The sequence below is a fragment of the Mycobacterium sp. BMJ-28 genome (assembly GCF_054404835.1).
Genome location: NZ_CM136783.1, coordinates 3,889,725 through 3,910,540, shown reverse-complemented (window position 1 = coordinate 3,910,540; position 20,816 = coordinate 3,889,725). Strand labels below are relative to the sequence as shown.

Below are 20,816 nucleotides of genomic sequence, written 5' to 3'. Positions count from 1 at the left end.
CACCCCGACCAGGGGACAGCCGAGCAAGACACACCGGACACCAGTAACAGTGCCCGCGCGATCCTCGACCAGATGGGCGGCATCAGCGGCCTGATCTATTCGTCGCTGCCGGTCGTCGTGTTCGTCCCGGTATCGACCACCGCGGGCCTGATGCCCGCCATTTTCGCCGCGCTCGGCGTGGCGGCCCTCGTTCTGTTCTGGCGGCTCTTCCGCCGTGAATCGCTGCAACCCGCGGTGTCCGGGTTCATGGGCGTCGGTATCAGCGCGCTGATCGCTTATCTGGTCGGAGCGTCGAAAGGTTATTTCCTGCTGGGGATCTGGTCTTCGCTGGTCTGGGCCGCAGTGTTCGCGCTCTCCGTACTCATCCGCAGGCCGGTCGTCGGCTACGTGTGGGGCTGGATCAACGATCACGGGCGCGGCTGGCGCGAGGTCCGCCGTGCCGTGCTGGCTTTCGATATCGCCACGCTGGTCTGGGTGGCGGTGTTCGCCTCACGATTCGTGGTGCAGCACCACCTGTACGACGCGGACCAGACCGGCTGGCTGGGCGTGGCCCGGCTCGCGATGGGCTGGCCGCTGACCGGGGTGGCTGCGATCATCACCTACTTCGCCATCCGGGTTGCCCAGCGCGCGGTGCATGCGCACCACGCCGCACAGAGCGCCGCGGCCGAAAGCTAAGCCTTCGCCGGCCGCAGCAGCAGCTCGCGCAGTTCGGCTTCCACTTCGGCGACGACCACGAAGACCAGCTCATCGCCGCCCTCCAGCGGTTCGTCGCTTTCCGGCACGATCACCCGGGGCCCGCGCAGAATCGTCACCAGCGAGGCGTCACGGGGCAACTGGAGGCGCTTGACGGCCTTGCCGCCCCACGGGGTGTCGTCGGGCAGCGTGATCTCGACCAGATTCGCCTGGCCCTTGCGGAAACTCATCAGCCGCACCAGATCACCCACGGCGACGGCCTCTTCGACCAGTGAGGCCAGCATCCGCGGCGTGGACACCGCGACGTCCACGCCCCAGCTCTCGTCGAACAGCCACTCGTTGCGCGGGTCGTTGACCCGCGCCACCACGCGGGGCACGGCGAACTCGGTCTTGGCCAGCAGGCTCAACACCACGTTGGCCTTGTCGTCGCCGGTCGCGGCGATCACGACGTCGAACTCCTCCAACTTCACCGATTCCAGCAGACTCAACTCGCAGGCGTCGCCGAGCCGCCACTGGGCGGCGGGAATGGCGTCGACGTCGATGTGCAGGGGATCACGTTCGAGCAGGGTCACGTCGTGGCTGTCGACGAGTTCGCGGGCGATGGAGCGGCCGACGGCACCGGCTCCGGCGATGGCTACCTTCATCAGTTCTAGTCCTCACTCGGCGGCAGTGCGGAGATCGCCAGGGCCTCGCCGATGTGTCCGGAGATGGCGGCCATGAAGACGTGGTCGCCGGCCTGGATGATGGTCTTGGCGTCGGGCAGCAGTCCGGTGCCCAGGCGCAGCATGAACGCCACCCGTCCGCCGGTGGCCGCTTCCAGGTCGGTGATCCCGCGACCGGCCCAGTCCTCGTGCAGCGGTAGTTCGGCCACACCCACGTTGCCGGAAGGGTCGCGCCACTTGGTGGTTTCGGTTTCCCTGGTCAGCACGTTGAGCAGCCGGTCGGTGGTCCACGGCACCGTCGCCACCGTCGGGATGCCGAGCCGTTCGTAGACGGCGGCCCGCTTGGCGTCGTAGATGCGGGCCACGACGCGCTCCACCCGGAACGTCTCCCTGGCCACCCGTGCCGAGATGATGTTGGAGTTGTCACCGGAGGACACCGCGGCGAATGCGCCCGCCTCCTCGATGCCTGCCCGCAGCAGCACGTCGCGGTCGAAACCCATGCCGAGCACGCGCTCGCCGGTGAATTCGGGGCTGAGCCGGTTGAACGCGCTGCTGTCACGGTCGATCACAGCTACCTCATGGCCGATCCGGGACAGCCCGTCCGCCAACGATGCGCCCACCCGGCCGCATCCCATCACCACTACCCGCACCCTGTGTCCTCTCGGCCGTCTGCCAGGAACAGCGTTTCATCCGAAGTCCATTCAACCCTGCGCACCCGGAACGCTACAGCCAATCGCCGGTGGGCTTAGTCTTGGCACTCGTGTCCAAGCTATCGACCGCCGCGCGCCGGCTGGTGCTGGGAAGACCCTTCCGCAGCGACAAGCTCGCGCACACGCTGCTGCCGAAGCGGATCGCGCTGCCTGTGTTCGCCTCCGATGCCTTGTCATCGGTTGCTTACGCCCCGGAAGAGATCTTCCTGGTGCTGTCGGTGGCCGGCCTGACGTCGTACTCGGTGGCGCCATGGGTCGGGCTCGCGGTGGCCATCGTCATGATGATCGTGATCGCCAGTTATCGGCAGAACGTGCACGCCTATCCGTCCGGCGGGGGTGACTACGAAGTCGTCACCACCAATCTCGGCGGCACCGCTGGGCTGACGGTGGCCAGTGCGCTACTGGTGGACTACGTGCTGACCGTTGCGGTGTCGATGGCCTCGGCGATGTCGAACATCGGGTCCGCGGTGCCGTTCATCGCCCAGCACAAGGTGTTGTTCGCGGTGGCGGCGATCCTGATTCTGGCCTCGCTGAACCTGCGCGGTATCCGCGAATCCGGCACCGCTTTCGCGATCCCCACCTATGCGTTCATGATCGGCATGTATTTGATGCTGGCCTGGGGCTTCATCCAGATCTTCGTGCTGGGCCATGAATTGCGGGCCGAGTCGGCAGGCTTCGAGATGCACTCCGAGCACGGTGACGTGCTGGGTTTGGCGATGGTGTTCCTGGTGGCCCGGGCGTTCTCGTCCGGCTGTGCGGCGCTGACCGGTGTGGAGGCCATCAGCAACGGTGTGCCGGCGTTCCAGAAACCGAAGTCGCGCAATGCCGCAACGACGCTGTTGTTGCTGGGCGGCATCGCCACCACGCTGTTCATCGGCATCATCCTGCTGGCCAAGGAGACCGGCGTGAAGATGGCCGAGAATCCCGACCAGCTTGTCGGGACGCCGCCGGGCTATCACCAGAAGACCCTGGTGGCGCAGCTCGCCGATGCGGTGTTCCACGATTTTCCGGTCGGTCTGTACGCCATCGCCGGTGTCACGGCGCTGATCTTGGTGCTGGCGGCCAACACCGCGTTCAACGGATTCCCGGTGCTGGGCTCGATTCTGGCGCAGGACCGGTATCTGCCCCGGCAGTTGCACACCCGTGGTGACCGGCTGGCGTTCTCCAACGGCATCCTGTTCCTGGCGTTCGCGGCGATCGCTTTCGTGGTGGCGTTCCGGGCCGAGGTGACCGCCCTGATCCAGCTCTACATCGTCGGGGTGTTCGTGTCCTTCACCCTGAGCCAGATCGGGATGGTCAGGCACTGGACCCGGCTGCTGCGCTTCGAGACCGATCCGTCGGTCCGCAGGCACATGATGCGATCCCGGGTGATCAACTCGATCGGCTGCGTGTGCACCGGCTCGGTGCTGATCGTCGTGGTGCTCACCAAATTCCTTGCCGGAGCCTGGATTGCGATCTTGGCGATGTCCTCGCTGTTCGTCATCATGAAGCTCATCCACAAGCATTACGACACCGTGGCCCGCGAGCTGGAGGCCCAGGCGGAGTCCGAGGGTGACATGGTGCTGCCCAGCCGCAACCACGCCGTGGTTCTGGTGTCCAAGCTGCACCTGCCGACCCGACGTGCGCTGGCATACGCGCGGGCCACCCGTCCGGACGTGCTGGAGGCCATCACCGTCAGCGTCGACGACGCCGAAACGCGCCAGTTGGTGCACGAGTGGGAGGACAGCGACGTCAGTGTCCCGCTCAAGGTCATCGCCTCGCCCTATCGTGAAATCACCAGGCCGGTGCTCGATTACGTCAAGCGGGTGACCAAGGAGTCACCGCGGACCGTGGTGACGGTGTTCATCCCCGAATACGTGGTGGGGCACTGGTGGGAGCAGGTGTTGCACAATCAGAGCGCACTGCGACTGAAGGGCCGGCTGCTGTTCGAACCCAACGTGATGGTGACGTCGGTGCCGTGGCAGCTGACGTCGTCGGAACGGCTCAAGAAACTGGAGCCGCAGTCCGCGCCCGGTGACGCGCGTAGAGGATTCCTGGATTGAGCGAGTCGACAGCCGAGTTGACCCTGACCACCGGGCCGGCGGCCAACGGCGGCAGCTGCGTGGCACGCCACGACGGCCGCGTGGTGTTCGTGCGGTACGCACTGCCCGGTGAGACGGTACGGGCGAAAGTCCGCTCCGAGCGCGGATCCTATTGGCACGCAGATGTTGTCGAGGTGGTCGAGGCATCGCCGGACCGCGTCGCGTCGCTGTGCCCGATCGCAGGCGTGCACGGCTCGGGTTGCTGCGACCTGGCCTTCGCCGAACCGGGGGCGGCCCGCAGACTCAAGGGTGAGGTGGTGGCCAACCAGCTGGCCCGGCTCGGCCATTACGAGTGGTCGGGGGTCGCCGAAGAAGTGGGCGTGGCGGGCCCGACCGGCTGGCGCACCCGGGTGCGTCTGGATGTCTCCGAGTCCGGGCAGGCGGGATTTCACCGCTATCACAGCACCGAGTTGTTTCCCGAGCTGAACTGCGGGCAGCTTCGCCCCGGCATGTTGGACGGCCTGGACGGATCACGCTGGCCGCCGGGCGCTGAACTTCATGTGGCGGTCGATGACGACGACGTGCGCCATATCGTTCAGACCGGGCCCGGTCGGAAGGCGCTGACCCAGGTGGTTGAGGGGCAGTATGAGGCGCTGCAGCGGATCGGTGGCCGGGAGTGGCAGGTGCCGGTGACGGCGTTCTGGCAGGCACATCGGGACGCGCCCGAGGTGTACAGCACGCTGATCCGTGCCGCGGCCGGGCTGCAGCCGGGTATGTCGGCCTGGGATCTCTATGGTGGCGCAGGGGTTTTCGCGGCGGCCCTTGCCGACGAGGTCGGTGAATCGGGGCAGGTGTTGACGGTCGACACGTCGCGCGGGTCGGCGCGTGCGGCACGCGCAGCGCTGGCCGATATGCCCTGGGTGTCCGTGGTGACCGACTCGGTGCGCCGGGCCCTGACGGGACGCCGGGATGGCGCCGACGTGGCGGTGCTCGATCCGCCACGAGCGGGCGCCGGTCGCGAGATCATCGACCTGCTTGCTGGTGCCGGCGTGCCGCGCATCATTCATATCGGTTGTGAGGCAGCGTCGTTCGCTCGCGACGTGGGGGAGTACCTGCGCAACGGTTACGCGGTTGAGCAGCTGCGGGTGTTCGACGCGTTCCCGCTGACGCACCACGTGGAATGCGTGGCTGTACTGACCCGGTGAGGGATTCACGCCGCCCGGTGCACGGTGACGATGTGGATGTCGCGGGTGAGTATCCGCATGCCGCCGGCGATCGGTGGTGCGGTGGATCGGTAGACCGCACCGGTGGGGGTGGTGTATTCGGTTGCGTGCCTGCCGGATTCGTCGGACACCACACGGACGGCCCAGCCGGCTTGTTCTTTGAGGTAGTTGCACTGCTCGCACAGCCCTTGGCCGTTGACCCCGTCGGTGTGTCCGCCCCGGCGGTCCGGGCGGGCGTGGTCGATGTGCCGGATCGGGGCGTTGCAGTACGGGGTGCGGCAGGTGCTGTCGCGGAACTTGACGAACTGCGCCAGCCCTTTCGGGAAGATGCGGGATTTCGATTCCATGGCGACCAGGGCGCCGCTGGCGGGAGTGGCGTACAGCCGGCGTAGGGCGACCTGACCGTCCTTGTCGAGGGTGTCGGTGATCAGGTTGCGCACGGTTTCGGCCGGAATCGGTCCGTAGCCCTGCACGGTGGCTGCGTCGTTGCCGCCGGCCAGGGCCTCGTCGGAGAGCACGACGTTCACCGTTTCGGGTACGGGTTCTTCGGCCGGCCGCCCGGTGACGCGCTCGACCAGGGTGTCGGCCATGACCTGTCCACGGGTGCGGTCATCGGTATTGGTCTTGACGGCCTTGTTGAGGGAGGCGAACACCGCAACCCCTTGTGTCATCGGTACCAGCGCGGTCACGTACGTCATGGCGTCCGGGGCCGGGCGGAACGAGACGTAGCGTTGTTTGGGGGCTTTGGCGGCGTGGTCGACGACGGCCTGCGGGTCCAGTCGGTAGGCGATCTTCTTGGCTTCGGCGGTGATTCGGTCGTTGCCGAATCCGTCCAGGGCATTCGGGTCGGCACACAGTTCCTTGTCCAATCGGCGGCGGTCGTCGATGGTCAGGCAGGCGGATTCCCGCACGATCAGGGTGGCCCGCCACTCCGAGAGCCGCCCGGCTTCCAAAAGGGCCATGGTGTGCGGCATTTCACGAACCAGCGCTTTGGCCAGCCCCAGGAGCTTGCCGCCCTGGTTCGGCGACTCGCGGCGTGCCAAAGCGATCTCGCTGCCCAGCCCGCAGCCGCGCTTGTTGGCCGGAACGCCGGCGGCAGCCTCGGCGGTGCGCCGCAACTTCTCCCATTCCACGGTCAGCCGGGCCTGCTCGGCCGCCGCGGCCGATTTCTGCCGTTCGAGCTCGGCGATCCGATCGCGCAACGCCGCTTCGCGGGGGTGCGGTTCGGTAGTCGACCGTTCGAACATATTTTCGATCATAGACCCTGCTGCCGACAAGTCGGACGACCAGGCGCCGCCGAGTGCTTTGGTGCTAGCACTACCTGCTCGGTCACGGCAGCGTCATTGTGTGCTCAACCTGAGCGCAGGGATGCTTGTCGTGTCGGCCCGGAAACACCCGAGAATGCGTCGGCAAACCCAAGTTTCAACGACGGCAGGAGCCAGGAATGAAAACCGCAGTTCGGGAGGATCTGGTTCTCTCACACGCGATTGTCACCGCGGATGTCGAGGTGCCCTTCAATCTGGTTGACATCGCGCAGTGGCTGAAAACTCTTCCCACACATGAGTATCAGCGGTGTGCACCCGGGGATCACAAGGCCGCAGGCTACACGGTCGACGACGACGGGACGCCGATGTCGATCAACGTCGAAATGATCGGGACGGGCTTGGTCATCCAGCAATATCGGTTCGAGGTCGCCGACGCCCACTATTGCAAGATGGTGTCGCTGTCAGACATTCTGACCCCGTCGGGCTGGACAACCACTCAGGTCATCTGGGAGTTGCGCATGGAGCAACTCGACGGAGACAAGTGCCGCTATACCAACACGGTGATCTCGCATCCCACTGAGCATTTCATGGAGTTCATCGCCGAGCACGGACAAACTTTCAGTGCGGCGGCTGCGGCCCGACAAGAGGCCTCGGGACGGCATTGCCTGCTCGAAACACCCCGGTACGCGCAGAGCATCGCACGGTGGGCATCCGCACGCTCCACCGCAATCTCCTGACCACACAACCGATCCCGGAACGATCTCTTCGAAGGGAAATTCGATGCCCTCAGCGGTGCTGTTCGATCACCCCGGCGCCCCCGACGTTCTCGGTTGGCGCCCAGTCGACCCCGTTCACCCCCGACCTCACGAGGTGGTCATCGGCGTGGCGGCCGCCGGGGTGAACAACGCCGACCTCTTGCAGCGCCGCGGACACTATCCGGTGCCCACCTGGGCACCGCGCCCATTGGGACTCGAGTGCGCTGGAACGATCACCGAAGTCGGTGCCGAAGTCACGGGCTGGTCGCCGGGCGATCGAGTCTGCGCGCTCCTCGACGGAGGCGGCTACGCCGATGAGGTCGCGGTCCCCGCCGCGCAAGTCATGCCGATCCCGGCCGGTCTGTCTTTGATCGAGGCGGCAGCCGTCCCGGAGGTCGCCGCCACCGTCTACTCCAACCTCGCGATGATCGCCGGCCTCGCCAAGGGCCAAACCGTCCTGATTCATGGCGCCGGCGGCGGCATCGGCACCTTTGCCATCCAGTGGGCCACCGCGATCGGAGCGCACGTCATCACCACCGCCGGAAGTGACGTCAAAGCACGCGCGGGCCTGGACCTGGGGGCCCAGACGGCGATCAACTATCGCAACGACGATTTCGTCGCCGTCACGCTTGCAGCCACTGACAATCGGGGCGTCGACGCCATCCTGGACGTGGTGGGCTCGAACTATCTCGGTCGCAATCTTGTGTGCCTCGCTCCGGACGGGCACTTGGTGATCATCGGAGGCGATACCACCCCCGCCGTTCTGGACATCGGCTTGCTGATGTCCAAGCGCGCCAGTGTGTCGGCAACGATGCTTCGGGCCCGACCGGTCGGCCAGAAGGCAGAAATCATCGCAGGTGTGGTCCGAGATGTCCTTCCCCTCTTCGAAGCCGGCGCCATCCGCGTCGTGGTCGACACCATCGTTCCGATCGCCGAGGCGGCTCGGGCCCATGAGCTCTTGGAATCCAAAGGGACGGTCGGCAAGGTCGTTCTCGACAATGGCAAGGGCGATGCGACGTAACCAGTCACCCTGGTCAACTCCGTGCGGGACCCGCACCGCGATACCGTTGATGCCTCATGATCAGACGCCGACTTCTCACCCGAGGCTCCTGGCCGGAAGCCAAGCGCCTCACCGAAACCCTGCGCAGCGAGACCGTCGGTGGGGTGCTGCTGCTCATCGCGGCCGGCGCGGCGCTGATCTGGGCCAATTCGCCATGGGCGCACACCTACCAAGAGTTGTCGAACTTCGCCTTCGGCCTGGAAAAGCTGCACCTGAACCTGTCCGTCGGTGCCTGGGCCGCCGACGGTCTGCTGGCGATCTTCTTCTTCGTCGTCGGCGTCGAACTCAAACGCGAATTCGTGGCCGGCGACTTGAGGGACCCGGCCCGCGCCGCCCTGCCCATCGCCGCGGCCGTCGGCGGCATGATCGTCCCGGCCGCCATCTTCCTGGCGATCAATGCCGGTCACCGTGAGAACCTCGGCGGCTGGGCGGTGCCCATCGCGACCGATATCGCCTTCGCGCTGGCGGTGCTGGCCGTTTTGTCCACACATCTGCCGACCGCGCTACGCACGTTTCTGCTCACCCTGGCGGTGGTCGACGATCTGCTCGCGATCACCGTCATCGCCGCCTTTTACACCGAGCACCTCGCGCCGGGGCCGCTGCTGGCCGCGCTGATTCCGATCGCGCTGTTCGGGCTGGCAGTACAGAAAGGCCTCCGGAACCCGCTGCTGCTGGTGCCGTTGGCGGTGACGGCCTGGGCGTTGGTGCACGCCAGCGGGGTGCACGCCACGGTGGCCGGGGTGCTGCTCGGGTTCACCATCCCGGTGCTCGGGCGCCACGCCGCCGCCGAATCCATCGAGCACGCCATCCGACCGCTGTCGGCCGGGGTGGCGGTGCCGGTGTTCGCCTTCTTCGCCGCCGGTGTCACGGTGGGCGGCCTGCACGGCTTCACCGACGCGCTGACCCATCCGGTGACGATCGGCGTCATCGCCGGTCTGGTGGTGGGCAAGCCGATCGGTGTGTTCTGCACCACATGGCTGCTGGCCCGGTTCACCGGGGCCAGCCTCGACGAGGAGCTGGCCTGGCGCGACGTGCTCGGCGTGGCATTGCTGGCCGGTATCGGGTTCACCGTGTCCCTTTTGATCGGGGAGTTGGCCTTCGAAGACGGCAGCGCGGCCGATGTCGACGTGAAGATCGCGGTGCTGTCCGGATCGGTGCTGGCCGGAGCGCTGGCGGCGGTCGTCCTGGTCAGTCGCAACGCCGCGTACCGGCGCATCCATCTGCTGGAGACCGCCGACGCCGACCATGACGGTGTGCCCGACATCTATCAGTCTCGACGGGACTGACGCGTGTTGCGTGCGTAAACTGACGGGATGCTTGAACAGATCCGCGGACCCGCAGATCTGCAGCACCTTTCCCAGTCACAGCTGAGCGATCTGGCCGGTGAAATCCGTGAATTCCTGATTCACAAGGTTGCTGCAACCGGCGGTCATCTCGGCCCGAACCTGGGCGTGGTCGAACTGACCCTCGCGCTGCACCGGGTGTTCGACTCGCCGCACGATCCGATCATCTTCGACACCGGCCATCAGGCGTACGTGCACAAGATGCTCACCGGCCGGTGCGCGGATTTCGCGAACCTGCGGATGAAGGGCGGCCTGTCGGGCTACCCGTCCCGCGCCGAGAGCGAGCACGACTGGGTCGAGTCCAGCCATGCCAGCACCGCGTTGTCCTACGCCGACGGACTGGCCAAGGCCTTCGAACTGTCCGGCCACCGCAACCGTCATGTCGTGGCTGTCGTCGGTGACGGCGCGCTGACCGGCGGTATGTGCTGGGAGGCGCTGAACAACATCGCCGCCGCCAAGCGGCCCATCGTCATCGTCGTCAACGACAACGGACGCAGCTACGCACCCACCATCGGCGGATTGGCCGATCACCTGGCCGGCCTACGTCTGCAGCCGGGCTACGAGAAGCTCCTGGAAGAGGGCAAGAAGGCCGTCCGCGGGGTGCCGCTGATCGGTGAGCTCTGCTACCAGTGCATGCACAGCGTGAAGGCGGGCATCAAGGACGCGTTGTCCCCACAGGTGATGTTCACCGATCTGGGGCTGAAGTACGTCGGCCCCATCGACGGTCACGACGAGCATGCAGTCGAGGCGGCGCTGCGCAACGCCCGCGGTTTCAACGCCCCGGTGGTGGTGCACGTCGTCACCCGCAAGGGCAACGGATACTCGTTCGCCGAGAACGACGAAGCCGAGCAGATGCACTCGACCGGCATCATCGATCCGCACACCGGGCAGGCCACCTCGGCATCCGCACCGGGGTGGACCGCGGTGTTTTCCGATGAGCTGATCAAGAAAGCCGCGCGGCGCCGCGATATCGTCGCGATCACCGCGGCGATGCCCGGCCCGACCGGTCTGAGTACCTTCCGCCAGCACTACCCGGACCGGTTCTTCGACGTCGGTATCGCCGAGCAGCACGCGATGACCTCGGCCGCCGGCCTCGCCATGGGCGGGATGCATCCGGTGGTGGCCATCTACTCGACGTTCCTGAACCGGGCCTTCGATCAGCTGATGATGGACGTCGCACTGCACAAGCTGCCCGTCACCATGGTGCTGGACCGCGCCGGTGTCACCGGAAACGACGGTGCCAGTCACAACGGGATGTGGGACATGTCGATGCTGGGCATCGTGCCCGGCATCCGGGTCGCCGCGCCCCGCGACGCGGCTCGGCTGCGGGAGGAACTCGGCGAGGCGCTCGAGGTCAAGGACGGCCCGACCGCCATCCGGTTCCCCAAAGGGGCAGTCGGCGAGGATATTCCGGCGGTGGAGCGGCGCGACGGAGTGGACGTGCTGGCGCTGCCGGCCGACGGCCTGTCGGCCGACGTGCTGTTGGTCGCGGTCGGATCGTTCGCCACGATGGCATTGGCCACCGCGCAGCGCCTGCAGGGGCAGGGCATCGGGGTCACTGTCGTCGACCCGCGCTGGGTGATTCCGGTTCCCCGTGCGTTGCACGCGCTGGCATCCGCGCACAAGCTCGTCGTCACCCTGGAGGACAACGGGGTGAACGGCGGGATCGGATCCTCGATTTCGGCCGCGTTGCGCCGCAACGAGATCGACGTGCCATGCCGCGACGTCGGGGTGCCCCAGCGGTTCCTCGATCATGCGTCGCGGTCAGAGATTCTCACCGAGATCGGACTCACCGATCAGCACATCGCCCGCGCGATCACCGGCTGGGTGGCTGCGTTGGGCAGCCCGGTAGGCGATCACGTCAGCGAACAGGTCGACTGATAGACGGGTCGGGTCATGGATGCCGAGCTTGCCCAATGGAAGGCCGCCGGGCAGTCGTTCGACTACCTGGGCTTCGACATCTTCTATCGGCATGAGGGCTCCGGACCCAATCTGCTTCTGATTCATGGGTATCCGTTCAACTCCTTCGACTGGACACTGATCTGGCCGGCGTTGACGGCCCGTTTCACGGTGATCGCCCCGGACATGATCGGGATGGGCTTTTCCGACAAGCCGGTGGCCTATGGGTACTCGGTGCCCGACCACGCCGACATGCACGAGGCGCTGCTCGCGCACCTCGGTGTCGAGTCAGCGCACATCGTCGCCCATGACCTCGGGGTGTCGGTGGGGCAGGAGTTGCTGGCCCGCCACGAGCGGGGCGATCAGGTCTACGGTTCGCTGCGCATCGACTCGATCACCTGGCTCAACGGCGGGCTGTTCGTCGAAGCGTATGAGCCCCGGCTGCTGCAGAAGTTGCTGTCCCGAACGCCGTTGGGCGACATCCTCAGTCCGTTGCAGGGTGGCCCGCTGTCCCGCCGGCTGATGGACCCGACCATCAACGAGATGTTCGGCGAACACACCAAACCGACCCGGGCCATGATGGATCAGTTCCACGAGATCCTGGATTATCACGACGGCAAACGCGTGCTGCACAAGTTGGGCCGCTTTGTGAATGACCGCTATCTGTACCGCAACCGGTGGGTGCGGGCCATGCGCGAAACCGCGGTGCCCATGCGTTTCATCGACGGCCCGGCCGACCCGAACTCGGGAAGGCATATGGCGCAACGGTATTCGGATATCATCCCGAATCCCGATGTGGTATTGCTCGACGATGCCATCGGGCATTGGCCGCAATTGGAGGCACCCGACGCGGTGCTCGAGGCGTTGTTAGCCCACGTCGGGCGTTAACGCCGCCGTCAGCACCGGCCCGGTCAACTCGCGCTGCCAGGGCCGGGCCCCGGCCTGCGCCAGGAACTCGTCGACGGCAGCGGCAACATCGGGCACCGGTTGCCAGTCCCAGCACAGCCTGCGCAACGTATCTGGGGTCAGCAGATTCTCCGCCGGCACCGACACCCGTTGGGACAGTTCGGCCAGTCCGGCGCGCGCCTTCTCCAGCCGCTCGGCGGCCTCGGGTTTGCGACGTGACCACCGCGACGTCGGCGGCGGACCGTTGACCGGTTCGGTGCCCGTCGGCGGATCGGGATCCTGGCGGGCCCGGGCCAGCGCGTCGAGCCACACCTGCGCGCTACGGCGCTGCCGGCTGCCACCGAAAACGGGTAGTGCGGTGAGCTTTTCGATGGTGTCCGGATCGGCGGTGGCGGCGCTGATGATCGCGGCGTCGGGCAGTATCCGCCCCGGCGCGATGTCGCGGCGGGAGGCGATGTCATCGCGGGTGGTCCACAACTCACGCACCGCGGCCAGCGCCCGCGGGTTGCGCACCTTGTGAATACCGGAGGTGCGGCGCCACCGGTCGCGCCGGGTGGGAGTCGCCTCCAGCGTGCGCAGGTACTCGAATTCCTGTGCGGCCCACTCCGTCTTGCCTTGTTCTTCGAGGACAGCGGCAACCGCTTCGCGCAGCTCGACCAGCACCTCGACATCGAGGGCGGCGTAGTTCAGCCATTCTGGAGGCAGCGGCCGTTTCGACCAGTCGGCCGCGCCGTGCCCCTTGACCAGACCCAACCCGAGTAGCCGGCGCACCTCCTCGGCGAGGTTGACCCGCTCGAACCCGGCCAGCCGGCCGCCCAGTTCGGTGTCGTACAGGCGCGGTGGGGCCATGCCGAGCTCGGCCAGGCACGGCAGGTCCTGATCGGCGGCATGCAGAATCCACTCGTCGGTGCCCAGCACCTTGGCCACCGGCGCCATCACGGCCAGCGGATCGCCGCCGTGGTTGACCGGGTCGATCAATACGGTGCCCGCGCCGGTGCGCCGGATCTGCACCAGGTAGGCCCGGTTGGAATAGCGGAAGCCCGACGCCCGCTCGGCGTCGATGGCGAATGGTCCGGTGCCGCCGGCCAGCTGCTCGGCCGCCCTGGCGATCTCGCTGGGATAGCTCGACAGCGGTGGTACGCCCTCGGCGGGCGCCAGGAGGGGTATCGCCTCGGGTTCTGGCTCGGGCTCGGGTGCAGAATCGGTCATCAGGCGCGGGTGCGGGAGCCCAGGCTGGTGACCCCAGCCGGCGGTAGGCCGGCCGCATGTTCGAGGACCTCGCAGAACGCCTGCACGTGGGGACCGAGCTCGAGGTTGGTGGCGGTCCACGACGCCCGCAGTTCCAGCTGGTGGGCCCGCGGCGGGCCGGAGATGTCGCCGTAGCGCACCGACGTGGTGGCGGTGACGGTCCCACCCAAGGCGGTGACGGCTTCGGCATGCGATTCCAGGGCATCCACCAGCCAGCTCCAGGCCACCTCGGGCAGTAGCGGGTCGACGGCCTCGGTGGAGTCCAGGTCGGCCTGGATGTAGGCGACCAGCCGCATGGTGCCGTCCCAGGCCTCGGCGCCCTCCGGATCGTGCAGCAGGATCAGCCGGCCGAACGCATCGCCTTCGGAACGTTCGGGGACGATCGCGGTGTCGGGATGGCGCACCTCGGCGCCCAGCGCGTAGCTGAACGGGGCAAGGCGCTGCGGCGGCCTGATCGGGCCCAGCTCGATCTCCGGCCGCACCGTCGCGGCATTCATCGCCGCGACCGCGGTGCGGAACTGAGCCGGTTCGGCGGACGTCACACCGAAAGACGCTAGACCCAACCGGCCCGGCGGGAGCGCAGGCGCGCCGGATTCGTCGCGCATGGCACGATGGATGCCGATGAATACCCGCCGTGACCTGCCCGAGTCGCCCTTTCTCGCCGCCGCCGAAGGCCGCCCGCCCGCGCGTATACCCGTGTGGTTCATGCGCCAGGCCGGTCGTTCGCTGCCCGAGTACCGGGAACTGCGCGCCAACCACAAGATGCTGGACGCCTGCTTCGACCCGGATCTGGTCTGCGAGATCACCTTGCAGCCGGTGCGCCGCCATGGTGTCGACGCCGCCATCCTGTTCTCCGACATCGTGGTGCCGCTGCGCGCCGCCGGGGTCGCACTGGACATCGTGCCCGACGTCGGGCCCGTCATCGACCACCCCATCCGCACCCGCGCCGACGTCGACGCCCTCAAACCCCTTGAGCCCCAACAGGTCGCACCCGTCGCAGAAGCGGTGTCGCTGTTGGTGGCCGCGCTGGGGGAGGTGCCGCTGATCGGGTTCGCCGGTGCGCCGTTCACGCTGGCGTCCTACCTCGTGGAGGGCGGGCCGAGCCGCAACCACGAGAAGACCAAGGCCATGATGCTGGGCGACCCGGACACCTGGCACGCGCTGATGACCGCGCTCACCGACCTGACCATCGCCTTCCTGCGCGAGCAGCTCGCCGCGGGCGTGGACGCGATCCAGGTGTTCGACTCGTGGGCCGGGACGCTGTCGCTGGCCGACTACCGGGCTTCCGTGCTGCCGCACAGCTCGCGGGTGTTCGACGCGCTCAAGGGCGAGGGCGTGCCGATGACGCACTTCGGGGTGGGTACCGCCGAATTGCTCGGCGCGATGGGTGAGGCCGGCGCCGGTGTGGTCGGTGTGGACTGGCGCACCTCGCTGGCCGACGCCGCCACCCGGGTACGGCCGGGCACCGTCTTGCAGGGCAACCTGGATCCCGTGGTGCTGCTGGCAGGCTGGCCGGTGGTCGATCGCGCGGCCCGCGCCGTGGTCGAGGACGGACGCCGGGCCCAGGCCGCCGGTGCGGGCGGGCACATCTTCAATCTGGGCCACGGAGTGCTGCCCGCCACCGACCCCGGCGTGGTCACCGACCTGGTGGAGCTGGTGCATTCATTGTGAGCTCGGCGTATTGCGTTGTCGGTGGCGGTATTTCGGGTTTGACCGCCGCGTACCGGCTGCGCATGGCGGCCGGCCCGGACGCGTCGATCACGCTGTTCGACCCGGCCGACCGGCTCGGCGGGGTCTTGCGTACCGAACAGGTCGGCGGCGTGCCGGTGGATCTGGGCGCCGAGGCGTTCATCACACGCAGGCCCGAGGTGCCCGCGTTGCTGGCCGAGCTCGGCCTGGCCAACCGGCAGGTCGCCAGCACCGGGGCGCGACCCCTGCTCTACAGCCAGGGCCGGCTGCATCCGGTGCCCACGGGCACGCTGCAAGGCGTCCCGGCGCAGGCCTCCTCGCTGGCCGGCCTGGTGGACGACGCGACGCTGGCCCGGATCTCCGCCGAACCGGCGCGTCCGATCAGTTGGCGTGCAGGAGCCGACCCGTCGGTCGCCGAGCTGGTCGGGGACCGGTTCGGCGAGCAGGTGGTGACCCGTTCGGTGGAACCGCTGCTCGCCGGCGTCTACGCCGGCTCGGCGGCGACCATTGGCGTGCGTTCGGCGCTGCCGCCGCTGGCCGCCGCGCTGGATCGCGGTGCCCGCAGTCTCACCGATGCGGTGCGCGACGCATTGCCGCCGCCGCGCGATGGCGCCTTGTTCGGCGCTGTCGCCGGCGGTTACGGCGTGCTGATCGACGAGCTGGCCCGGCGGGCCGGCGTGCGGTGGGTGCAGGTCGGCATCGGCGAGGTGAAGCGGTCGGCCCGCGGCTGGGACCTGGCCGACGACGACGGCTGGCACTGGGGCGCCGATGCGGTGGTGCTGGCGGTCCCGGCACCGCGGCTGAGTCGGCTGATCGACCATGTCGCGCCGCGCAGCGCGGCGGCGGCGCGGCGGGTCGCGGTCGCCTCGACCGCGCTGGTGGCCCTTGCCCTACCCGGCGGAACGCCACTGCCCAATCAGTCCGGCGTGCTCATCGCGGCCGGAGAACCGTTGCGCAGCAAGGCAATCACCCTGACCTCGCAGAAATGGGGACGGCGCGGCAACGTCGAACTGGTGCGGCTGTCCTTTGGCCGGTACGGCGATCAGCTAGCCCGCAGCGTCGGCGATGAGGATCTGCTGAGCTGGTCGCTGGAGGACCTGCAGAACCTGTTCTCCATCGCTGCCGAACCGGTGGACTGCCGGGTGCAGCGCTGGATCGACGCGATGCCGCAGTACGGGCCGGGACACGGCGAACTGGTCGCCGAGATCCGGGCCGGGCTCCCGCCGACGCTGGCCGTGGCGGGCGCCTACCTGGACGGGATCGGAGTGCCGGCGTGCGTGGCGGCCGCGACCCGGGCGGCCGGGCAACTGGTGAGTTCCGGCGTGGCACGATAGGAGCCATGGCCAAGCTCGATTACGACTCGCTCAACTCCATGACCCGCTACATGATGATCTCGGTCTTCGCCGTGCAGCCCGATGCGCTGGACCAGGACCGATCCGCGGTGATCGACGAGACGGCCACCTTCCTCAAACAGCAGGAAGAGCGCGGAGTCGTGGTGCGCGGGCTCTACGATGTCGCGGGTTTCCGGGCCGATGCCGACTTCATGATCTGGACCCACGCCGAGCGGGTGGAGGATCTGCAGGCCACCTACACCGCCTTCCGGCGCACCACGCTGGGCAAGGCCAGCGACCCGGTGTGGAGCGTGGTCGCGCTGCACCGCCCCGCCGAGTTCAACAAGAGCCATGTACCGGCGTTCATCGCCGGTGAGGACCCGGGCGACTACATCTGCGTCTACCCGTTCGTGCGGTCGCTGGACTGGTACCTGCTGCCCGACGACGAGCGCCGCAAGATGCTCGTCGAGCACGGCATGGCGGGCCGCGAGTACCCGGACGTGCGGGCCAACACGGTGCCGGCCTTCGCGCTGGGTGACTACGAATGGATCCTGGCGTTCGAGGGGCCGGACCTGGCGCGCATCGTCGAGCTGATGTGGAAGCTGCGATACACCGACGCCCGCAAGCATGTCCGCGAGGAGACCCCGTTCTTCACCGGTCCCCGCGTCGCGGTCGAAGAACTGCTGCCCCGGCTGCCCTGACGCCGGCAGTGCTCACTGCGCGGCGGTGGGCACCAGGCGCAGCGAGATCGAGTTGATGCAGTAGCGCTGATCGGTCGGTGTGGGATAGCCCTCGCCCTCGAAGACGTGACCAAGGTGGCTGTGGCAGTTGGCGCACAGCACCTCGACCCGCGTCATCCCCAACGTGTCGTCCCGGCGCAGGATGACCGCGTCGGAGTCCTTCGGGTCGAAGAAAGACGGCCAGCCGCAATGGGATTCGAACTTCTCGGTGCTGCGGAACAGTTCGGCCCCGCAGGCCCGGCATTCATACACCCCGGGGGTCTTGGTGTCGGTGTACTCACCGCTGAACGGTCGCTCGGTGCCCGCGCGACGCAACACCGCAAATTCGGCGGCGGTGAGCTTCTCGCGCCACTCGTCGTCGGTCAGCTGAATCGCAGGAGAGTCGCTCATGACGCCACGCTAGCGCGTGATCGGCGCCGGCGTCATCCACGGCGGATCGATGCCGGAATCGAGCCGGTCGTCGGCCTTGGCGTCCAGGTAGCGGTAGTACAGCACGCAGAACACCACCACCAGCAGCAGTGACCAGCCGTAGGTGATCTTCATGTATTCCAGGAACCGGCCGGTGGTCGGCCAGCGCCACAACAGCCAGCGGTCCATGGTCAGGAACCCGTAGACGCCCAGCCAGGCCGGCCAGTTGCGCACCACTGAATTCGGCAGCACGACCGTCATCAGGAACGGGAACAGCATCATCGAGTAGTAACCCTGTGCCAGCGAGAGCACCAGCCACGACGTGATCAGCAGGACGCCCGAGGACGTCAGCATCCAGAACAGGGGATCGCGCACCCGGTAGTAGCGGTACAGCAGCCACAGGCTGGCCGCGGCGAGTACCACCGCGGCCACCCGCAGCAGCAGGATCAGCCACATCGGCAGGCCGTAGTAGATGCCGTTGCCCAGGATCGAGGAGTTGAAGTAGTCGCGGGTCTCGAAGATGTAGGGCACGGTGTTGCGGATGAAACCCATCGGGTCCGCCGACAGCGGCCAGGCGACCGCGTTGAACACGATCGGGACCGCGGCCGCCGTCACCAGGGCCCGCCACTGCCGGTTCAGCAGCGGCAGCAACAGCAGCACGCCCAGCAGCGGTTTCACCACCAGCGTCAGGCCGATCGCCGCGCCGGCCCACCACTGATCGCTCACCTTGCCCGACAGCAGCCAGTGGAAGAACAGCACCTCGGCCAGCAGCAGGCAGCCGTTGATGTTGGTGAACACCAACGTATTGGTCACCGATTCGGTGCAGTACATGGCCAGCAGCAGCGCCGGCAGCGCCACCGAGGTCAGCGAGAACTTGAACAGCCGTACCAGAATGCAGGCGGCGACGATGACCGCCACCGAGTTGAATGCGACGAACCAGAAGCGTGACGCGAACTCCGGCAGGAACCCGAACGGGGCCAGCAGCAGGGTGCCGCCAGGCGGGTACAGGTAATGCGGGTCGACGTAGTTGAAGTGCTCGTTGTAGATGTCCCAGTGCCGCCGGAAGTTCGATACCGCCCGATACACCGGACCGAAATCGTCGGTGATGTAGCCATTGGTGCTGAGCACATAGCTGCGATGGATGATCGACATGATGGCGATCGGCCACAACGCCGCCCGAACCACATCGGCGGTGGTGGGGGCGGACCTGCGAGGCCGAAAGACGCTCAGGATGGTATCGGTTGGCGCCACCTGCGCACCCTATAACGGCGCGCGCCGGGGTCCGTTCAGGCGGGGCAGAACGTGTCGGTGTCAGGCAGCTTGCCGCTGTCGAGGTAGCCGAGCACCGGGGGCAGCGCGCACGGCGAGTAGATGGTCGCGCCATGGCCGATGCCCTGCCAGATCACCCGCTTGCTGTTGGCGCCGGCGTTGATGATCGTGGCGGCCACCGCGGCGACGCCCTCGTTGCCGATGATCGGGTCGTTCTGCACGCCGAGCAGCAGGACCGGGATCTTGAGGTCCTTGGGGTCTTTCGGCGCGTTGCCGCTGGGCCAGCTCAGGCAGTTCACCATGCGCAGCGCACCGACCGAGCCGAACTGCGGATAGAGCTTGGGCCAGGCGACGACGAGCTCGCGGACCCGGTCCGGGGTGGGACGGTTGAGCGCGTCACTGCAGCCGTTGACGAACTGGCCGTCGGTCTGGCGCATCGTGTCGGCCTGGGTGATCAGGCTGTTGAGGCCGGCTGCGTCACCGCCGCGGGCCGAGGCGAGCGCGCCGGCCAGCGCGTTGGTGGCCGCCACCCGGTCGCCGCGGGGAAAGGCCAGCGCCGTGCTGATGGCGTCGGCGATCGCGGCCACCGAGACACCGCCGGGACCGTTGCCGTCGCGGGCCGAGTTCAGGATCGCGTCGATGGCGCCCTTGGGGTCGGGACCCAGCGGGCAGTTGACCGCGGCGCACTGCGCGGCGAAGGCGTCCAGGGCGGCCTGCTGGCCCTTCACCTTCTGCTCGGCGGTGGCCTCGGCGTTGATGGCCAGCGGCAGCGGCGAATCGAGGACCAGGCGCGAGACCTTGTTCGGATGCGAGCCGGCGTAGGCGAGTGCCACCTGCGCCCCATTGCCGATTCCGAGCAGGGCGATGGTGTTGACGTCCCAGGTGCTGCGCAACCGCTCGATGTCCTCGGCGGCGTGGGCGTTGTCGTAAGCCGAATCGCCCGGGGCGATGGTGTCGGTGCAGCTGGTGGTGGCGGTCTGGGCGATCGCGCTCAGGTTGGCCACCGGGTCGTCGCCGGATTCGAACTGGGCCTGGTCGATCATCTCCTGGCGGTCGTAGGCGTCGCGGCAGTTGATGGCCGACGAGGCACCGATGCCGCGGCGGTCGACGGCCACGATCGGGCGGGCTTTGAGCACGTCGGTGCCGTTACGGGTCAGCCACACCGGCAGCTGGACCGACGACGGTAGGTCGGTGCCGGTGGTCATGACCAGGGGGCCGGCGTCGGCGGGGGTGCCGGTCGCGGTGGCCCGCACCACGCCGATGGGGATGCTGCCGCTGGCGCCGTTGATCGGGTCCAGATCGGCGTCGAAGGTGGCGCAGTCCAGTTTGACGCCGGGCAGCGGGGCCACCGAGGCGGTGCTGAACGTCTGCGCCGTGCAGTCCCGCCATGGCAGTGGGCTTTTGGGTGCATCGATCGGCGGCGGCCCGGCGACCGCGCTGGTGGAGGCCGGCGCGCCCTGCGGGCCGGCACCGGAGTCGGTGGCATAGCGCGGGTTTGCGGCCAGCAACGGAGCACACGACGTCAGCAGCAACACTGCGGCCGACAAACTCAAGGCCGGAACCAGACGACGCATGCCGACCACAGTAGCGATGG

At 67.7% G+C, this 20,816-nt stretch carries 19 protein-coding genes; 11 read left to right on the top strand and 8 right to left on the bottom strand.

Translation table 11 applies throughout. The annotated features are described in order from the left end of the window. Positions 1–72: 72 nt before the first annotated feature. Positions 73–675: a DUF3159 domain-containing protein gene (locus ACXPWS_RS19365; RefSeq protein ID WP_458713604.1), complete on the top strand. Its 603-nt coding sequence runs from the start codon at positions 73–75 to the stop codon at positions 673–675. On the opposite strand, the gene ACXPWS_RS19360 is transcribed toward ACXPWS_RS19365, so the two are convergent. Both ACXPWS_RS19360 and ACXPWS_RS19355 read right to left on the bottom strand, forming a co-directional pair. Then, a complete protein-coding gene (locus tag ACXPWS_RS19360) occupies positions 672–1,337 on the bottom strand; it encodes a potassium channel family protein (protein WP_458708209.1) in 666 nt (221 codons plus the stop codon). The two genes, ACXPWS_RS19365 and ACXPWS_RS19360, sit on opposite strands and share 4 nt — an antisense overlap. Positions 1,338–1,342: 5 nt before the next feature. Beyond that, positions 1,343–2,005, bottom strand: a complete 663-nt coding sequence (locus ACXPWS_RS19355) for a potassium channel family protein (RefSeq protein WP_458708208.1) — start codon at positions 2,003–2,005, stop codon at positions 1,343–1,345. A gap of 110 nt (positions 2,006–2,115) precedes the next feature. On the opposite strand from ACXPWS_RS19355, the gene ACXPWS_RS19350 reads away from it, so the two are divergent. Next, positions 2,116–4,107: an APC family permease gene (locus tag ACXPWS_RS19350; RefSeq protein ID WP_458708207.1), complete on the top strand. Its 1,992-nt coding sequence runs from the start codon at positions 2,116–2,118 to the stop codon at positions 4,105–4,107. Further along, positions 4,095–5,291 carry a class I SAM-dependent RNA methyltransferase gene (locus ACXPWS_RS19345; RefSeq protein WP_458713603.1) on the top strand — a complete coding sequence of 399 codons (1,197 nt, stop codon included), beginning with the start codon at positions 4,095–4,097 and terminating at the stop codon, positions 5,289–5,291. Before ACXPWS_RS19350 ends, ACXPWS_RS19345 begins: the two co-directional genes overlap by 13 nt. A 5-nt stretch (positions 5,292–5,296) precedes the next feature. On the opposite strand, the gene ACXPWS_RS19340 is transcribed toward ACXPWS_RS19345, so the two are convergent. Continuing rightward, positions 5,297–6,556, bottom strand: coding sequence for an HNH endonuclease signature motif containing protein (locus ACXPWS_RS19340; protein WP_458708206.1), 1,260 nt, complete (start codon positions 6,554–6,556; stop codon positions 5,297–5,299). Between the two features lie 197 nt (positions 6,557–6,753). Here ACXPWS_RS19340 and ACXPWS_RS19335 point away from each other — a divergent pair, with 197 nt between their 5' ends. The 5 genes from ACXPWS_RS19335 to ACXPWS_RS19315 are packed head-to-tail and all read left to right on the top strand — an operon-like array spanning position 6,754 to position 12,519. Next, on the top strand, positions 6,754–7,311 hold the full coding sequence (locus tag ACXPWS_RS19335; RefSeq protein ID WP_458708205.1) for a hypothetical protein: 558 nt from the start codon (positions 6,754–6,756) through the stop codon (positions 7,309–7,311). Positions 7,312–7,354: 43 nt separating this feature from the next. Next, a complete protein-coding gene (locus ACXPWS_RS19330) occupies positions 7,355–8,350 on the top strand; it encodes an NAD(P)H-quinone oxidoreductase (RefSeq protein WP_458708204.1) in 996 nt (331 codons plus the stop codon). Between the two features lie 56 nt (positions 8,351–8,406). Further along, positions 8,407–9,675 (top strand): Na+/H+ antiporter NhaA, encoded by a 1,269-nt coding sequence (nhaA, locus tag ACXPWS_RS19325; RefSeq protein ID WP_458708203.1) that lies wholly within the window; start codon positions 8,407–8,409, stop codon positions 9,673–9,675. A 27-nt stretch (positions 9,676–9,702) separates the two neighbouring features. Beyond that, positions 9,703–11,613: a 1-deoxy-D-xylulose-5-phosphate synthase gene (gene dxs, locus ACXPWS_RS19320; RefSeq protein WP_458708202.1), complete on the top strand. Its 1,911-nt coding sequence runs from the start codon at positions 9,703–9,705 to the stop codon at positions 11,611–11,613. 15 nt (positions 11,614–11,628) lie between these two features. Continuing rightward, positions 11,629–12,519 carry an alpha/beta fold hydrolase gene (locus tag ACXPWS_RS19315; RefSeq protein ID WP_458708201.1) on the top strand — a complete coding sequence of 297 codons (891 nt, stop codon included), beginning with the start codon at positions 11,629–11,631 and terminating at the stop codon, positions 12,517–12,519. Here the strand turns inward: ACXPWS_RS19315 and ACXPWS_RS19310 are convergent. Continuing rightward, on the bottom strand, positions 12,499–13,746 hold the full coding sequence (locus ACXPWS_RS19310) for an HRDC domain-containing protein (RefSeq protein ID WP_458708200.1): 1,248 nt from the start codon (positions 13,744–13,746) through the stop codon (positions 12,499–12,501). The genes ACXPWS_RS19315 and ACXPWS_RS19310 overlap by 21 nt on opposite strands. After that, positions 13,746–14,282 (bottom strand): DUF3000 domain-containing protein, encoded by a 537-nt coding sequence (locus ACXPWS_RS19305; protein WP_458713602.1) that lies wholly within the window; start codon positions 14,280–14,282, stop codon positions 13,746–13,748. The genes ACXPWS_RS19310 and ACXPWS_RS19305 overlap by 1 nt, the downstream gene beginning before the upstream one ends. Before the next feature lie 124 nt (positions 14,283–14,406). On the opposite strand from ACXPWS_RS19305, the gene hemE reads away from it, so the two are divergent. From hemE to hemQ, 3 genes are read left to right on the top strand one after another with little or no spacing between them, the layout of a single operon-like run. Beyond that, positions 14,407–15,456, top strand: coding sequence for a uroporphyrinogen decarboxylase (hemE, locus tag ACXPWS_RS19300; protein ID WP_458708199.1), 1,050 nt, complete (start codon positions 14,407–14,409; stop codon positions 15,454–15,456). Beyond that, positions 15,453–16,808, top strand: a complete 1,356-nt coding sequence (locus tag ACXPWS_RS19295) for a protoporphyrinogen oxidase (protein WP_458708198.1) — start codon at positions 15,453–15,455, stop codon at positions 16,806–16,808. The genes hemE and ACXPWS_RS19295 overlap by 4 nt, the downstream gene beginning before the upstream one ends. A gap of 5 nt (positions 16,809–16,813) precedes the next feature. Beyond that, entirely contained in the window at positions 16,814–17,506 is a 693-nt protein-coding gene (hemQ, locus tag ACXPWS_RS19290; RefSeq protein ID WP_458708197.1) for a hydrogen peroxide-dependent heme synthase, read from the top strand. A 12-nt stretch (positions 17,507–17,518) separates the two neighbouring features. On the opposite strand, the gene msrB is transcribed toward hemQ, so the two are convergent. From msrB to ACXPWS_RS19275, 3 genes are read right to left on the bottom strand one after another with little or no spacing between them, the layout of a single operon-like run. After that, the gene (gene msrB / locus ACXPWS_RS19285; protein ID WP_458708196.1) at positions 17,519–17,935 is read right to left on the bottom strand and encodes a peptide-methionine (R)-S-oxide reductase MsrB; all 417 of its coding nucleotides are present in this window, start codon (positions 17,933–17,935) and stop codon (positions 17,519–17,521) included. Between the two features lie 9 nt (positions 17,936–17,944). Then, positions 17,945–19,204: an arabinofuranan 3-O-arabinosyltransferase gene (aftC, locus tag ACXPWS_RS19280; protein ID WP_458708195.1), complete on the bottom strand. Its 1,260-nt coding sequence runs from the start codon at positions 19,202–19,204 to the stop codon at positions 17,945–17,947. Positions 19,205–19,239: 35 nt separating this feature from the next. Beyond that, the gene (locus ACXPWS_RS19275; protein ID WP_458708194.1) at positions 19,240–20,796 is read right to left on the bottom strand and encodes an alpha/beta hydrolase; all 1,557 of its coding nucleotides are present in this window, start codon (positions 20,794–20,796) and stop codon (positions 19,240–19,242) included. Positions 20,797–20,816 lie beyond the last annotated feature (20 nt).